Below are 15,712 nucleotides of genomic sequence, written 5' to 3' on the forward strand. Positions count from 1 at the left end.
GTGGTCTTCGTCTTGCGTGGCATTCATGCTCCTTGTTGACATGCTATGCCTCACACACAAACTTTCTGACAGGCTCCGTTTGCCTCATCAAAATCACTTGGAACCACGGCACAACGCCCAATGGATGCTCCAGTTATGTTGAATAGCAAGTCATCTGCGACGACCACTGTGCCAGCCATCTTTGCATGTGTTTCTGGCTTGATGAAAGCTACACCGTCAAGGCGCAAACCGTCATCCCACACGTTCTGTGATCGAAGGAACTTCACGCCGGATGAGACATATACCTCGCGCCCCCCGAGGGGCGTACTTCCTGCACCGATCTTCTTCAGCAAAGCGCCCAGTCGCACCCACTCCCACCCCGACGGCAACTCAAACGGCTTTTCCTCCTCCCCAATCTCCGCCAGCGGCTTATCCCGCTTGATCTTGCCCTCGGCAATCAACCGGTCCTTCTCCGCCCGAATCTTCTGCAGCAGCACGCTCGCAGGTTCATCCGCCGGGTCTTGCGGCACCAGCTTGCCTTGCACGGCCAGGGTCAGAATCAGCTCGCGCAGGCGGGCGACGCCACCGGGTGCGGTGGCCAGTAGGTCCAAATTGGATAGCAGCATGCGCTTGCTCCTCAAGCGCCAGGGGCGGTTTTATTCATCAATGGGGCCAGTTGTTGCTCTGCCCGTTGCAGTAGGGTTTGGGCCTGTTGCAGGCACTCGTGCAGGGCCTGTTCGGTGACCAGTTCGCCGTCGTAGTCGCTCAGGTTGCGCTGCTTGCGCAGGGCGTCGAGCACGCGCACGGTGGCGGGGCTGACGCCCAGGGTGTGCGTGAGGCACTGCAGGGTGGTCTGGTGGTGGCCGGGCTTGCTGGTGGAGGTGCGCCAGCCCTGGGCGTGCAAGGCGGCATCGGCCACGGCGCGGATGGCGGTGTAGGCGCAGTCGAAGCGCGTCTCGGGGCTGTTGCCCACGCGCTGCGCGTCTTGCAGGCGGGTGCGGGCGGTGGCCAGCATTTTGTGCAGCAGGGCGGCGGAAAACGGCACTTTGTCGAGCATGCCGATGCGCGCCAGGTTGTTCAGTTCTTCTTCAGGCATCGAGGGTTCCGATCAGCATCACTTTCGGCTTGGCCAGCAGCTCTTGCACAAAGGGCTGGCCTTCGGCGCGTTGGCGGGCCCATTCGGCAGCGGTCATGACCTTGGGGTTGATCTCGCGCCCCAGCGGGGCCTGGGCGGCGTAGGTGGCCTCGACCACCTGGCCAAAGCTGGCGCGGCCCACCACCAGCAAATCGACATCGCTGCCCGCGTGGGCGCTGCCGCTGGCCATGGAGCCGAACACAAAGGCCAGCTCTACCTGCTCGCCCAGCGGCTGCAGGGCCTGGCGCAGCACATCGGCCAGGCCGGTGGTTTTGCGGATGAGGGCCTGCAGCTCGGCAAACACGGGGTGGCCCTGGTTGGCCTGAAACTGCACCTGGTTGCCCACGCGCTCGCTGGTGAGCAGGCCGACATGGCACAGCGCGTCCAGCTCTTTTTTCAGGGTGCCGGGGGCGGCCTGCGTCTGGCGGGCCAGCTCGCGCAGGTGCATTTTCTGTTCGGGCTGCATCAAGAGCAGCGCTAGCACCTTGCGCCGGTACTGGTTGGGGAACAGCAGTTCTGCAAGGGTGGAATGTGTTTTCAAAGAAGAAACGATTGTTTTCTATTGGAAAACGTATTGTGCACTTCAACAGATGAATGTCCAGTGCTCCACGTTGCCAACCGTGCCCTGAGGTGCCGCGAAAATTGCTCTATTTTTTATAGCTATTAGCGCTTAGTCGGCAGCGCCATCGGCCGTTTTGGTCAAAGACTGGGCGAGGATGGCCTTGAGCTCGTCGCGCAGGGCCTGGGCTTCGGCCTGCAGGCGGGCGTAGTCGACCAGCAGCACCTCGGGGTCGTGGCTGGTTTGCTCGCCGACATGGGGGTTCTTCTGGTCGAGGTTCCAGTTGGCGGCGCGGATGGTGTCGATGCTGACCTTCCAGGCGCGCTCGTTTTCCACGCGGGCGGCAAAGCCGTCGACCTCGGTGCCCCACCAGGCCTTCTCGGCGTCGAACTCTTCGATGCGGATGGGCTTGGTCTTGTTGTAGTTCTTCACGCCCGGCGGATAGGGGTGCTCGTAGTACCAGACATGCTGCGTGGGCTGGCCCTTGGTGAAGAACAGCAGGTTGGTCTTGATGCCGGTGTAGGGCGCGAACACGCCGTTGGGCAGACGCACGATGGTGTGCAGGTTGCACTCGGTGAGCAGCTGTTCTTTGATGCGGCTTTTGACGCCTTCGCCAAACAGCGTGCCGTCGGGCAGCACCAGGGCAGCACGGCCATTCGTCTTGAGGATGTGCTTGATGAGCACGAGGAAAAGGTCGGCCGTTTCCTTGGTGCGCACGTCGGCGGGGTAGCCTTGTTCGATGCCGGGCTCTTCCACGCCGCCAAATGGCGGGTTGGTGAGCACCACGTCCACGCGGTCGGCCTGGGTGTAATCGCGCAGAGGGCGCACCAGGGTGTTGTCGTGTCGGATGTTGCTGGGCACCTCGATGCCATGCAGCAGCAGGTTGGTGACGCACAGCATGTGCGGCATCTGCTTTTTCTCGACGCCACGAATGCTGTTTTGCAGCACGGCCTCTTGATCGGCGTTGTGGACCTGTTTGCGCAGGTGCTCGATGGCGCAGACGAGGAAGCCGCCGGTGCCAGTGGCGGGGTCGAGCACCACCTCGCCCAGCTGCGGGTTGACCATGTCCACCATGAACTGGGTGACGGCGCGGGGGGTGTAGAACTCGCCCGCGTTGCCTGCGCTTTGCAGATCCTTGAGGATTTTTTCGTAGAGGTCGTTGAACTGGTGGCGCTCGGCCTGGCGGTTGAAGTCGATGCCATTGAGCTTGTTGACCACCTGGCGCAGCAGGTGGCCGCTTTTCATGTAGTTGTAGGCGTCTTCAAACACGCCACGCACCACGTAGCCGCGCGGGTTGCGTACAGGGTCGGCGCTGAGGCTTTTGAGGGTGGCAAAGAGCTGGTTGTCCACAAAGTCGAGCAGCGCGTCGCCGGTCATGCCCTCGGGGTCTGCCGCCCAGTGGCGCCAGCGCATGGCCTCGGGGATGGGGCTCTGGTAATGGTCGCGGGTGAGTTCGAGCTCTTCTTCGAGCGCATCAAACACCTTGAGGAACAGCAGCCAGGTGAGCTGGCTGATGCGCTGGGCGTCGCCATCGACGCCGCTGTCCTGGCGCATGATGTCTTGGATGGATTTGATGACGGGGGTGAGGTTGGACATGTCTAGTTATCGATCCAGGATCTTTTTCTTTTCGGCGGCGAATTCTTCGTCGGTCAAGGCACCCTTGACTTTGAGCTCATGGAGCTTGTTGATCTCTTCAAATTTGTCGGACCCGGTTTTTTCAGTGGCAGTCACCTCGATGACGGGAAGCGGCTGACGGACGGGCAGTGCCTCTGGCTCGGCAGACTTGGCGCCGCCTGGGCGCGTGATGTTCTTGTAAACACCCAGACCTGCACCAATGACTGCGCCCGCCATCGGTCCGATGACCGGCACCGGCACGGCGATCACGGCGCCAATGGCTGCGCCAGCGGCGGCATCTTTAGCCATGTCTGACTTCAGTACATCCTTGCCCAGACGCCCCACTTCCCCAGCCACTTTGCTTGCGGCGTCTATCGCGTAATCCGCTGAACGCTTGATATCGGCGGCATCTGGGCGCAGATCGCGCGAGAGCTGCCCTGCTTTCTCCTTGGCCTTGTTCAGTATTTCTTTCATGGTCACCTTATGTTGTTTTATGCGGCACTGCTGGCCGTGGAATACAGCTCGCGCTCCAGGGTTTGCAGGGCGGTAAGGTACTGCGGGCGGCCGCCAAAGCTGCGCACCAGTTCCACTGGGCTGCCCAGGTCGGTGAAGGGCTGGAGCTTGAAGACTTCGTTGCTCTCGATGGTGGCGATGCCTTCGTCGGCGTATTTGTCGAGCAATGCCTCCAGCACCTTGCGGGCCACGGGGCCGTATTGGGTGAAGACATTGCGCTTTTGCACACGGCGGGCGCGCTCGCTGCGCGTAAGGGGCGGCTGGTCGTAGGCCACATGCAGCAGTAAATCGAACGGGTCGAGGTCTTTGCCTACCTCATCGGCCAGGGCCTCCAGCAGAACGCCCTGCCCTTCCAACTCTTGCAGCAACGCGGCCTTGCGGTCGGCCTGTTGCCAGGCCTGCAGGAACTGATCGAGCGAGTCAAAGCGTTTGCGCAGGTTGATGCGGGTGTAGTCGCGCAGGCTTTCGGTGATGAGCTTGCCCTCGGCATTGAGGTACTGCACGCGCTCGCGGGCCACAGTCACGGTGACGTTGCTGCCGAGGATGTATTTCTTGGGGCCGTCCCCTGCACCACCACCGCCTGCGAACGGGCCTAGAGGGTCAAGGGGGTCTGACGCACCACCAAGCTGACCTGTGTCACCCGGAATGCCGCCGGGCACTGCCGGTTCGGGCGGCGTCACGGGCTCGCCGCTGCCGGGTTCGTAGATCTGCACTGGCTCGCCGTCAAAGTCTTTGTCGGCGAAGAGTTCGGTGGCGCGCTTGAAGTCGAGGATGGTGAACCAGGTTTTACCCAGGTCTTCGCGCAGGCGGGTGCCACGGCCGATGATCTGTTTGAACAGGGTCATCGACTTGATTCCCTGGTCCAGCACGATGAGCTTGCAGGTTTGCGCATCGACCCCCGTGCTCATGAGCTTGGAGGTGGTGGCAATTACCGGGTAGGCTTTTTCGGGGTCGATGAAGTTGTCAAGCTCCAGCTTGCCCTCGGTGTTGTCGCCGGTGATCTGCACCACATATTTGGGCTGGGTGGCGCACAGGTCGGCGTTGGCGTTGGCGAGCGCCTGACACATACGGGCTGCGTGGTCGATGTCTTCGCAAAAGACGATGGTCTTAGCGTAGCGGTCGGTGGCCTTGAGGTATTCGGTGATCTTGGCGGCCACAGCCACATCGCGCTGCTCCAGCACGAGCTTGCGGTTCATGTCGGCGCCGGTGTAGATGCGGTCTTCGATGGCGTGGCCGTGCTTGTCGGTCATGCCTGCTGTAGGGCGCCAGCCGAAGGTGTCTTTGTCGAGATCGACGCGGATGACCTTGTACGGGGCCAGGTAACCGTCTTCAATGCCTTGCTTGAGGCTGTAGGTATAGACGGGTTCGCCGAAGTAGTCGGTGTTGGAAACGTCTTTGGTTTCCTTGGGCGTGGCCGTCAGGCCGATCTGCGTGGCGCTGGCAAAGTAGGTGAGGATGTCGCGCCACGCAGAGTCTTCGGCCGCGCTGCCCCGGTGGCATTCGTCCACCACGATGAGGTCGAAGAAGTCAGGGCTGAACTGCTTGTAGATGTTGCGCTCTTCCTCGGTGCCGGTGACGGCTTGGTAGAGCGACAGGTAAATCTCGTAGCTCTTGTCCACCAGCTTGGTGGTTTTGTGGACGGCCAGAGCCACGTCTTCGACCGAAACGGTGCCTTGTGCATCGACGCGCTCCACGCCTTTGGCGTTGGGGCTGAGCTTGGCCATGGCGCCCTTGAAGGGGCGGAAGTCGTTGACCATTGTCTGGTCGATGAGGATGTTGCGGTCGGCCAGGAACAGGATGCGTTTTTTGGCACCGCTCTTCCACAGGCGCCAGATGATCTGGAAGGCGGTGTAGGTCTTGCCAGTGCCAGTGGCCATGACCAGCAGCACGCGGTCTTGCCCGGCAGCGATGGCCTCGACCGCGCGGTTCACGGCGTTGAGCTGGTAGTAGCGCGGGGTTTTGTTGGGGGCGTAATCAAACCCCGCGACGCGGCTTTCTTCGGCGGACCAGCCCTTCCAGGCGCAGTAGCGGCTCCACAGCTCTTGTGGCGAGGGGAATTCTTCGAGGGTGAGATTCTTCTCCAGCACGCCGGTGGCCAGGGTCGCATCGCGGAACACAAAGCCGTCGCCATTGCTGGCAAAGCTGAACGGCACATCCAGCAGCTGGGCGTAGTTCAGCGCCTGGCCCATGCCCGCGCCGACGGCGTGCTGGTTGTCCTTGGCCTCGACCACCGCCAGGGGAATGTTGGCCTTGTAGAACAGGGCGTAGTCGGCGCGCAGCACCGAGCTTTTGTCGCGGTAGGCCTTGCTGCCGCGCACCACCACACGCCCAGCCCGCAACGGGTACTCCCGAAAGATCTGGTCCAGACCGTTCCACCCGGCGCGCTCCATGGCCGGGCGGATGAACTTGTCGCAGATGTCGCTTTCGGAGAGGTTTTTCTTGTCCATTCGGCAGGTTGCACCCACCTTGGGCATGCAGGGGTGGCGTGTAGTTGTTACCGGATACTACCGCCGCCCCGTGTCACCCCGACAAAGCCTTGCCGGTGGCGGCATATCCGTCAGGCCAGGCCTTCGTCCTTCAGCACGGCCTGCACCGCTGGACGCGCTGCCACCCGCGCGCGAAAAGCGACCAGGTTGGGCCAGGGCGCCAGGTCGAGGCCGATGTGGCCGGTCCAACCGAGAACGGTGAAGAGGTAGGCGTCGGCCACGCTGAAGTCGGCGCCCATCAGGTGGTCGCGGCCCGCGAGCTGGTCGTTGACATAGGCAAAACGCCGCTGCAGGTTGCTGCGCGAGACCTCTTTCCATTCGGGCGTGCCGGCGGGGTTGAAGAAGGCGCCGAAGTTGCGGTGCAGCTCGGTGCCGATGAACGTGAGCCAGCCCTGCAGCTGGTAGCGGGCCAGCGTGCCGTTGGCCGGGGCCAGGGGTTTGGCGGGCACCTGGTCGGCCAGGTACTGGACGATGGCCGGGCCTTCGGTGAGCAGGGTACCGTCGTCCAGCTGCAGTGCGGGCACGTAACCCTTGGGGTTGATGGCCCAGAAGTCCTGACCGCTGGCGGTCTGCTTGGTCTGGAGGTTAACCACCTCGGTCGTGTACGGCAGGCCGGTTTCTTCGAGCACGATGTGCGATGCCAGGGAACAGGCGCCGGGCTTGATGAACAGTTTCATGAAGGATTTTCCTTGGTGGACGGGTTGGAAAGAACGGAGCGATTGTGCAGCGCACAGCCATCGCATGCCGCCCGTGCTCCTGACCGCTTCGGCGATCCGCAAGTCGATGCGCGGAAAGATCCGCCCACCAAACTGTGCGCACCCCACCGCTGTACCGCAGGGCCGCACACACCACATCCCACCTGGCCGACAACCCGACACCGCGGGCGCTGGTGCTGCGCCGCACACCCGGCATCTGCGCCGCGCCGGCGCAACGGCTCCTGGCGCTAATTGTCCTGGCGCCGGATCAATTGCCGCCCCGAGGGGGTGATGGCCATTTCACCGCCCGCGTTCTTGCTGATGAGACCCCACTCCAGCAGCCGCCCCGACAGGTGCTCCCTGAGCGCGCCGTCCTGGGTGATGAGTTCACCCATCTCCAGCCGCTTGAGTACATCGATTTCGTCCACGGTGGGGTCGAAATGCGCTGCGTGGTAAGTGTTCGTCATGGTCGTTCTCCAACTGGCAGTTCCACATGCCACTGACGCCGCCAGATTAGACCGATGGCCAGCGCAGCGCAAGCGCCCCCGCTGAAAACCTGGTGTGCAGCACCGGGGCGCCTGCCAGCAAGCGCAGCGGCGCTGCACACATCATGGCGCGGGCCCATCACCCGGCGCAATCCCCTGCGCCATGCCCAGCAACCACTGCGCAAACGCCGCCAGTACCGGTGGCTGGGCCTGCGCGGGGCTGATGAGGTAGTAGCCGCGCTCGCCGCGCAGCGGACGCGCGCAGGCCACCACCAGTTCGCCGCTGGCCAGCTCGGCCTCGATCAGCAGGGGCGGTATCAGCGCCACGCCCATGCCATGCGTGGCGGCCACGGCAAGCATGGAGAACAGCTCGTAGCGCGGGCCGTCCAGCGCATGGGGCGCGTCCACCCCCATGGCGTCGAACCACTGCCGCCAGCCATAGGGCCGGGTGCTTTGCTGCAGCAGCGGCAGCCCGGCCAGCGCCTCGGCCGACACGGGCTGGTGCGCGCGGCCGCGGCCGCGCGGCGCGGCGGATTCCAGCAGGCGCGGGCAGCACACCGGAACCACATCCTCGTGCATGAGCAGCAGCGCCTGCACGCCAGGCCAGTTGGCCACCTGCTCGGGTGTGCCGGCATACAGCGCGGCATCGAACGTGGTGTCGGCAAACAGGAAGGGCCGCGTTTGGGTTTCGATGTGCACCACGATGTCGGGGTGCTGCCGGGCCAGTTGCGGCAGGCGCGGGATGAGCCAGCGCGTGGCAAACGTGGGCACGGCTGCCAGCGTGATCGTGCCGCCCTCGCCCTGGTGCGCCATCACGTCGAGGGTGTCGCGCTCCAGCCCCTGCAGCCAGCGCGCGACCTGGCGGCCATAGTGCGCACCCGCAGGCGTCAGCACCACGCCGTGGCGTGTGCGGCGGAACAGCTGCACGCCCAGGAACTCTTCAAGCGCCTGGATCTGGCGCGAGACAGCGCTTTGCGTGAGCGACAGCTCCTGCGCGGCGCGCGTGTAGCTCTCGTGGCGGGCTGCGACTTCGAAACAGGCCAGTGCCTGGGTGGAGGGGATGTTGCGGCGCATGATGAACAGGAACTTTTCAAGGGCCATTCCGGTGCGGCGGTCGTTTAGTGGAGTATTCCATATATTCAAAAAACGCATTTCTGGATGAAAAGAACTCGCTTGCCGCACACCGGGCCGCACCCTACGATGCGTTCCCATCAATTCTGCTTTTCCTCTCTTCTTTCTTGTTTGATCTGGAGACACGCACATGGCACGCACCGCTTTCCAATGGGATGACCCTTTCCTGCTCGACCAGCAGCTCACCGACGACGAGCGCGCCATCCGTGACGCCGCCCGCGCCTACTGCCAGGACAAGCTGGCCCCGCGCGTGCTGGACATGTTCCGCCACGAAAAGACCGACGTAACCATCTTCCGCGAGATGGGCGAGCTGGGCCTGCTGGGCCCCACCATTCCCACGCAGTACGGCGGCGCCGGCCTGAACTACGTGAGCTACGGCCTGGTGGCGCGCGAGATCGAGCGCGTGGACTCGGGCTACCGCTCCATGGCCAGCGTGCAAAGCTCGCTGGTGATGGTGCCCATCAACGAATTCGGCACCGAAGCGCAAAAGCAGAAATACCTGCCCAAGCTGGCCAGCGGCGAGTGGATTGGCTGCTTCGGCCTGACCGAGCCCGACCACGGCTCCGACCCCGGCAGCATGGCCACGCGCGCCTACAAGACGGCCGGCGGCTACAAGCTCAAGGGCAGCAAGATGTGGATCACCAACAGCCCCGTGGCCGACGTGTTCGTGGTCTGGGCCAAGGAAGTGTCCGAAGGCGGCACCGTGGGCCCCATCCGCGGCTTTGTGCTCGAAAAGGGCATGAAGGGCCTGACGGCCCCCGCCATCCACGGCAAGGTGGGCCTGCGCGCCTCGATCACCGGCGAAATCGTGATGGACGACGTGTTCGTGCCCGAAGAAAACGCCTTCCCCGAAGTGCAAGGCCTCAAGGGCCCCTTCACCTGCCTGAACAGCGCACGCTTCGGCATCGCCTGGGGCGCGCTGGGTGCCGCCGAGTTCTGCTGGCACACGGCCCGCCAGTACACGCTGGACCGCAAGCAGTTTGGCCGGCCTCTCGCCGCCAACCAGCTCATCCAGAAAAAGCTGGCCGACATGCAGACCGAAATCACCCTGGGCCTGCAGGCCGCACTGCGCGTGGGCCGCATGAAGGATGAGCACCAGAACGTGGTGGAGATCACCTCGCTGATCAAGCGCAACAACTGCGGCAAGGCGCTGGACATTGCCCGCCTGGCACGCGACATGATGGGCGGCAACGGCATCAGCGACGAGTTCGGCGTGGCACGCCACCTGGTGAACCTCGAGGTGGTGAACACCTATGAAGGCACGCACGATGTGCACGCGCTCATCCTGGGCCGCGCGCAGACGGGCATCGCAGCGTTCGCCAACTGAGCGTTTGCAGTCCGGCACAAAAACACCGCACTTGCGGTGTTTTTGCCTTTTGGCGATTGGTCAGCAAGCGCTGACAGCTATTCATTTCATAGTAACTGACACCCATGACCACCATCCCCTCCCCTCAAGGCGCCCTGGCAGGCATCCAGGTGCTCGACCTTTCCCGCGTGCTCGCCGGCCCCTGGTGCACCCAGATGCTGGCCGACCTGGGTGCGGACGTGGTCAAGGTGGAGCGCCCCGGCCTGGGCGATGACACACGCCAGTGGGGTCCGCCCTTCCTGAAGGACGAAGCCGGCAACGACACCAACCAGGCCAGCTATTTCACCGCCTGCAACCGCAACAAGCGCTCGGTGACCATCGACATGGCCACGCCTGAAGGCCAGGCACTCATCAAGCAGATGGCACTGCAGGCCGACATCGTGGTCGAGAACTTCAAGGTCGGCGGTTTGAAGCAGTACGGCCTGGACCATGAGAGCCTGCGCGCGCTGAACCCGCGCCTCATCTACTGCTCGGTCACCGGCTTCGGGCAGGACGGGCCGTATGCCGAACGCGCCGGCTACGACCTCATGGTGCAGGCCATGACGGGCCTCATGAGCATCACCGGACAGGCCGACGACCAGCCCGGCGGCGGCCCCATGCGCGTGGGCGTGGCGGTGATCGACCTGTTCACCGGCCTGTATGCGAGCAACGCCATCCTGGCAGCGCTGCATGTGCGCGACAACGCCACCAACGGCACCGGCCAGGGCCAGCACATCGACATGGCGCTGCTCGACGTGGGCATGGCCGTGCTGGCCAACCAGGCCTCGGGCTTCCTGGCCACCGGCAGGGCGCCCGGCCGCATGGGCAACAGCCACCCCAGCCTCGCGCCCTACCAGGACTTCCCCACCGCCGACGGCAACATGTTGCTGGCCATCGGCAACGACGGCCAGTTCCAGCGCTTTTGCGCGGCGGCCGAGCAGCCCCAGTGGGCCGCCGACCCGCGCTTTGCCACCAACACGCTGCGCGTGCAGCACCGCGCCCACCTCATCCCCGCCATGGAGGCCGTGACCCGCACACGCACCACGGCCGCGTGGATCACACTGCTCGAAGACAAGGCCGTGCCCTGCGGCCCCATCAACACCATTGCCCAGGCGTTTGACGATGCGCAGGTGAAGGCACGCGGCCTGCGCGTGAGCCTGCCGCGCGACGCGGGCGACGGCATCGCGCAGGTGGCCACGGTGGCCAGCCCGCTGCGCCTCTCGCGCAACCCGCCCGTGCTGCGCAACGCCCCACCGGCCCTGGGCCAGCACACCGATGAGGTGCTGGCCGAACTCGGTCTGGGCGCGCAGGCCATTGCCGTCCTGCGCGAGAAAAAGGTTCTCTGAATACGGCGCAGCCGCGCCCCTCTTCGCCACCCCTGCTTCACCATTTCATTTCAACAACAGGAGATAAAAGCATGATCCGTCGCAGCGCCCTGGTCCTGGGCATCCTCGCCATTTTCGGCACTACCGCCCACGCACAGGGCTACCCGCAAAAGCCCATCCGCCTGCTCGTGCCCTTTGCCGCAGGCGGCACCACCGACCTGATCGCGCGCATCGTGGCCGAACCGCTGGGCCGCGAGCTGGGCCAGCCCGTGGTGGTGGAGAACAAGGGCGGCGGCGGCGGCAGCATTGGCGCAGCCGAAACCGCACGCGCCAACCCCGACGGCTACAACCTGGGCATGGCCACCGTGTCCACCACGGCCACCAATCCGGCCATCAACCCCAAGATCCCGTACAACGTCGCCACCGACTTCGCGCCCATCATCAACATTGCCGCCACGCCCAATGTGATCGCCGCCCACCCCAACCTGCCCTTCCGCGACTACAAGGGCATGCTGGCCGCCGTGAAGAAGGAGCCCGGCAAGTACGCCTACGCCTCGCCGGGCAACGGCAGCATCACGCACCTGATGATGGAGATGTTCAAGCTGAGCACCCAGACCTTCATGGTGCATGTGCCCTACCGCGGCTCGGGCCCCGCCCTCAACGACGCCGTGGCCGGCCAGGTGCCGCTGATTTTCGACAACCTGCCCTCGGCCCTGCCCTTCATCAAGGAAAAGCGCCTCACGGCCCTGGTAGTGGCCGCACCGCAGCGCGTGCCTGCGCTGCCCGACGTGCCCACCTTCAAGGAAGTGGGCCTGGAGAGCGTGAATCGCATGGCCTACTACGGCCTCATCGGCCCCAAGGGCCTGCCCAGGGACATCGTGGACAAGGTCAATGCCGCCACCCGCAAGGTGCTGCAGGACCCCGCGATCCGCAAGCGCATCGAGGAAACCGGCTCCATCATCATGGCCGACACCCCCGAAGCCTTCGCCCGCCAGATGCGCGAGGAACTGGCGGTGTACAAGGATGTGGTGGCCAAGCAAAAGCTCAGCCTGGACTGAGGATGTGAAAGAACCGGCCATGCCCTCCGTTGCCTGCATGGCCCGGCCAAGCACACATTCGCAAGGAAACAATCTGTAGCGCCATCAGATTTTTCATGCAACCAAGGCGCCGCCACGCGCTGCAAAACAGCGTGGATGGATGCGGCACCAAGCTGCCGCGAACACCCCTAGTTGACCGGCAACAAAAACAATTTTCAGCGCGGCCGCTCAAACCCGCTCTCGGCCCAGGCCGTGGCGCGGGCGGCGGTGAGCTGGAAACTGGGCGGCACCGGCACCCGTGCCAGTTCTTCGCCCAAGGCGTTCTGCGCGCTCAGGGTGGCGGTGGCGCCCTCCTCGTCGGGCACGATGGCCAGGGCCACTCGCAGGCGCTCGCCCTGCACGGTGATGATGACGCTCTTGTTGAGCTGTGCATGCAGCTGCTGCTCGTGGCGGCGCAGCACCTCGCTGGCCGTTTTCACCAGGGTGTTGAAGGCCGATACATCCAGCGGCTTGGGATTCGTCTTGTCGCGCCCCATTGTCCACGGCCCCACCAGCGCGGGCTCGGCCTCGCCGTGCAGCGTCATGGCCACGGCCCAGCCATCGTCGTCCTCGTTCTTGATGACGCGCGCCGTCCAGCGGCCGTCGCTCCACAGACGGGGTTCTTGAACGGGGGTGGGCGTGTCGGAGGTGTCGGTCATGGGCGCTGCGGCGGATCGGTGAAAAGGCGCAGAGCATAAGGCCGGTGGGTCCGGCCCAGACCACCCGGGGGCAACCAGCCGATCATCCCGCCCGCTATCGGGCTCGGCCAACGAAGACCATGCGCGCGGCCTCGGCACGGACGGCCATGTAGCCCGGTTCATGGTGGAAGACCTGGCGGATGCCATCCGGCGGGTGTTGCCCGCAGAGTTGGGGAATCGAGCCGATGCGCCATAAAATCGACTCCAGCGCTTATCGCAAAAGCGCTGACAGCTATATAAAACAGAGCTTTTTCCAGGCTGTTTCTGGCTCCCCGACCGGGATCGCCCGGGTTTCACCACGCCATGCAGGCGGGCGGTACCGGCGGGACCGCGGTGCCAGGTCAACCAAATGGCGTCCTCGGGCGTCTAATGGAGAGTACCGGCCCGCCAATTTGTAACGTTCCGCCGGGGCGCTTTTCAAGGGCTTTACGCAGCGCACGGAACGCGTTGCGCACCGCCAGAGTCTGATCACCATGACACACCTACCTGCCCGCCTTGTTTCCGCCCTGGCGCTCACCGCGCTGGCCACGGGCTGCGCCGTGGTTCCTGGCGACCCCTACTACACGCCGCAGCCCATCGGCTACGGCGTGTACGAACAGTCCACCTACATCTATGGCAGTCCTGCTGCCGTGTACGGCTACCCGGTGGCCCCGCCGCCCGGCTACTACGGACGCAGGTACGACGACCGCAATGACTGGCGCGAACGCGAGCGGGCCCAGCGCGAGCGCGAAGCCCTGCGCGACCGGGATGCCCGTCGCGAACAGGACGCCCGCCGGGACCGCGAACGCGACCAGGCACGCCGTGAACAAGCCCAGCGCGACCAGGCCCAGCGCGACCAGTACCAACGTGGTGTGCAGGCCCAGCGCGATGAGCCCCGCCGTGACCAGGCTCAGCGCCAGCGCCGCAATGACGAGCGCCAACCACCGGATGGCAACCCGCGGCAAAATCGCCCGGACCACCCCCGCGGGAGAAGCGACGCCCCGCGCGGACAGGACAACTGAAAACGGAGAACCTGTGAAAGAACCTGCCATGCCGCTGGTGCGCAACTGCCTGGTCGCCGGTGTGGCGCTGCTGTGTCTCGCCGCGCAGGCCCAGGTGCTGCGCTGCACCGATGCGCGCACCGGGCAGGTCACCTACACCGACGGTGCCTGCGCGGGCGCCGCCACGGTGCGCGAGGTCGAGCCGCGCAAGACCGCACAGGAAATCCAGCTGGAGCGCGACCAGGCGGCCGAGGCCCTGGCACGCAAACAGCAGCAACGGCAGGCCGAAGCGGCCGCCCTGCAGATCGATGCCGACCGCGACGCGCGGCGTGAACGCGATCTGGCCGAGCGCGCAAATCGCCGGGCCACACGCCCGCAGGACTACGCACGGTCGGCCGACTGCGCCCGCTCGCGCCGCAACCTCGATGTGGTCGTCAGCAGCGCCAGCGGCAGCTATGACCAGAACCTGCGCGTCGAAACCGCGCAGCGCCAGGTGGACCTGGACTGCCTGGGCCCCGAGGCCTATGCCGAGCTGGAAAAGGCCCGCGCGGCCCGGGTGGAGACATCCCCTGCGGTGGTGCTGGTGCCGCCGCGCCATCCGGTCTACACCCGGCCCGCACCACCGCCGCCACCGCGCAGAATCACGCAGTGCAACGTGTTCCGCTGCTACGACAGCCAGGGCAACAGCTACCCGCGCTGAACGCCACCCCGGCGCAGGTCAGGCGCGCAGCCCCGCTGCCACGGTGGGATAGCGCAGCCGCAGGCCCAGTTCGCCCAGCAGGCGCTGGTTGTCGAGCCTGCGTGATTCGCTCATGAAGCTCAGCAGCATCACCGGCAGCGCATCCTGCGCGGTGCTGCGCGGCACCCTGGGCGGGCGCGGCAGGCCATACAGGTCGGCCGCCAGGTCGAAATAGTCGCCCATCTTCAAGTCGCTGGCATCGCTGGCGTTGTAGACCCGCTGCGGCCGGCCCCGCCACAGCGCCGCCAGGCAGGCGCGCGCCAGGTCGTCCGCGTGGATGTGGTTGGTGTACACGTCGTCCTGCGCCACCAGCACGGGCGTGCCCTTGCGCAGCCGCGCCTCGGGCGTCCCGCCCTCGCGGTCGGGCGCATAGATGCCGGGGATGCGCAGGATGCTGGTACGCACCCCGGCGCGCCCCAGGTGGCGCACGGCACGTTCGGCATCCACGCGGCGCTGGGCCCGGGGCGTGCCGGGTGCCACGGTGCGGGTTTCGGGCACGCGGGCGCCCGCACAGTCGCCATACACGCCGCTGGTCGAGGCATACACCAGCGACATGGGCAGGCTTCGCAACCGCAAGGCCCGGGCCAGGGCCAGGGTGCGCGGATCGCGCCACCAGGCTGCGCCCCCACCGCCCTCGCCCGGTGGCGGAGCCAGGTGCAGCACCCGCGTGGCCAGGCCCGACAGCCGGCGCAGCGTGGCAGCGTGGTCCAGATTGCCCACCAGCGGCATCACCCCCTGCGCGCGCAGACTGCCCACGCGTTCGGGCTGGGAGGTGAGCGCCAGCACACGCAGGCGCTGCGCCCCCGGGCCGGTGAGCAGATTGCACGCCACGCGCTGGCCCACATCGCCATAGCCCACGATCAGCAGGCGCTCGCGGCGAAACCGGGACGGCAGCGCGCCCAGGCCGCTGGTCAGGGCAACGGTGCTCATGCAACCCCCTGCCAGGAAAGGG

Annotated in this window: 16 protein-coding genes; 5 read left to right on the top strand and 11 right to left on the bottom strand. The window is 65.4% G+C overall.

The genetic code is table 11. The features are described from left to right. Positions 1-50: 50 nt before the first annotated feature. From AC1RDS_RS12735 to AC1RDS_RS12775, 9 genes are all read right to left on the bottom strand, one after another. Complete coding sequence (locus tag AC1RDS_RS12735; protein ID WP_492227070.1) at positions 51-605, bottom strand: restriction endonuclease subunit S domain-containing protein; 555 nt, start codon at positions 603-605, stop codon at positions 51-53. Positions 606-616: 11 nt separating this feature from the next. Then, complete coding sequence (locus AC1RDS_RS12740) at positions 617-1,075, bottom strand: hypothetical protein (protein ID WP_287877531.1); 459 nt, start codon at positions 1,073-1,075, stop codon at positions 617-619. Further along, positions 1,068-1,655 carry a nucleotidyltransferase domain-containing protein gene (locus AC1RDS_RS12745; protein WP_287877533.1) on the bottom strand — a complete coding sequence of 196 codons (588 nt, stop codon included), beginning with the start codon at positions 1,653-1,655 and terminating at the stop codon, positions 1,068-1,070. The genes AC1RDS_RS12740 and AC1RDS_RS12745 overlap by 8 nt, the downstream gene beginning before the upstream one ends. Positions 1,656-1,784: 129 nt before the next feature. Next, entirely contained in the window at positions 1,785-3,269 is a 1,485-nt protein-coding gene (locus AC1RDS_RS12750; protein ID WP_492227071.1) for a type I restriction-modification system subunit M, read from the bottom strand. 6 nt (positions 3,270-3,275) lie between these two features. Continuing rightward, positions 3,276-3,761 (bottom strand): SHOCT domain-containing protein, encoded by a 486-nt coding sequence (locus AC1RDS_RS12755; RefSeq protein ID WP_492227072.1) that lies wholly within the window; start codon positions 3,759-3,761, stop codon positions 3,276-3,278. Positions 3,762-3,778: 17 nt separating this feature from the next. Continuing rightward, positions 3,779-6,247 carry an EcoAI/FtnUII family type I restriction enzme subunit R gene (gene hsdR / locus AC1RDS_RS12760; protein WP_492227073.1) on the bottom strand — a complete coding sequence of 823 codons (2,469 nt, stop codon included), beginning with the start codon at positions 6,245-6,247 and terminating at the stop codon, positions 3,779-3,781. A gap of 110 nt (positions 6,248-6,357) precedes the next feature. After that, a complete protein-coding gene (gene gstA / locus AC1RDS_RS12765; RefSeq protein WP_092698583.1) occupies positions 6,358-6,963 on the bottom strand; it encodes a glutathione transferase GstA in 606 nt (201 codons plus the stop codon). 266 nt (positions 6,964-7,229) lie between these two features. Further along, positions 7,230-7,448: a hypothetical protein gene (locus AC1RDS_RS12770; protein WP_026434562.1), complete on the bottom strand. Its 219-nt coding sequence runs from the start codon at positions 7,446-7,448 to the stop codon at positions 7,230-7,232. Between the two features lie 141 nt (positions 7,449-7,589). Further along, positions 7,590-8,540 carry a LysR substrate-binding domain-containing protein gene (locus AC1RDS_RS12775; RefSeq protein ID WP_092698698.1) on the bottom strand — a complete coding sequence of 317 codons (951 nt, stop codon included), beginning with the start codon at positions 8,538-8,540 and terminating at the stop codon, positions 7,590-7,592. 187 nt (positions 8,541-8,727) lie between these two features. Here AC1RDS_RS12775 and AC1RDS_RS12780 point away from each other — a divergent pair, with 187 nt between their 5' ends. The 3 genes from AC1RDS_RS12780 to AC1RDS_RS12790 all read left to right on the top strand — a co-directional run bounded on the left by AC1RDS_RS12780 (position 8,728) and on the right by AC1RDS_RS12790 (position 12,325). Then, entirely contained in the window at positions 8,728-9,924 is a 1,197-nt protein-coding gene (locus tag AC1RDS_RS12780; RefSeq protein WP_092698581.1) for an acyl-CoA dehydrogenase, read from the top strand. 104 nt (positions 9,925-10,028) lie between these two features. Further along, on the top strand, positions 10,029-11,288 hold the full coding sequence (locus AC1RDS_RS12785) for a CaiB/BaiF CoA transferase family protein (RefSeq protein ID WP_492227074.1): 1,260 nt from the start codon (positions 10,029-10,031) through the stop codon (positions 11,286-11,288). Positions 11,289-11,359: 71 nt separating this feature from the next. Continuing rightward, on the top strand, positions 11,360-12,325 hold the full coding sequence (locus tag AC1RDS_RS12790; protein WP_092698577.1) for a tripartite tricarboxylate transporter substrate binding protein BugE: 966 nt from the start codon (positions 11,360-11,362) through the stop codon (positions 12,323-12,325). A gap of 194 nt (positions 12,326-12,519) precedes the next feature. On the opposite strand, the gene AC1RDS_RS12795 is transcribed toward AC1RDS_RS12790, so the two are convergent. Beyond that, positions 12,520-13,002 (bottom strand): hypothetical protein, encoded by a 483-nt coding sequence (locus AC1RDS_RS12795; RefSeq protein ID WP_492227075.1) that lies wholly within the window; start codon positions 13,000-13,002, stop codon positions 12,520-12,522. A 512-nt stretch (positions 13,003-13,514) separates the two neighbouring features. On the opposite strand from AC1RDS_RS12795, the gene AC1RDS_RS12800 reads away from it, so the two are divergent. Further along, on the top strand, positions 13,515-14,042 hold the full coding sequence (locus AC1RDS_RS12800) for a hypothetical protein (RefSeq protein WP_092698573.1): 528 nt from the start codon (positions 13,515-13,517) through the stop codon (positions 14,040-14,042). 13 nt (positions 14,043-14,055) lie between these two features. Next, the gene (locus AC1RDS_RS12805) at positions 14,056-14,721 is read left to right on the top strand and encodes a DUF4124 domain-containing protein (protein ID WP_342029667.1); all 666 of its coding nucleotides are present in this window, start codon (positions 14,056-14,058) and stop codon (positions 14,719-14,721) included. Positions 14,722-14,739: 18 nt separating this feature from the next. Here the strand turns inward: AC1RDS_RS12805 and AC1RDS_RS12810 are convergent, their stop codons facing one another. Then, positions 14,740-15,690: an NAD-dependent epimerase/dehydratase family protein gene (locus tag AC1RDS_RS12810; RefSeq protein ID WP_348682488.1), complete on the bottom strand. Its 951-nt coding sequence runs from the start codon at positions 15,688-15,690 to the stop codon at positions 14,740-14,742. Positions 15,691-15,712 lie beyond the last annotated feature (22 nt).

The organism is Acidovorax sp. GW823-FHT02H02, assembly GCF_058797075.1.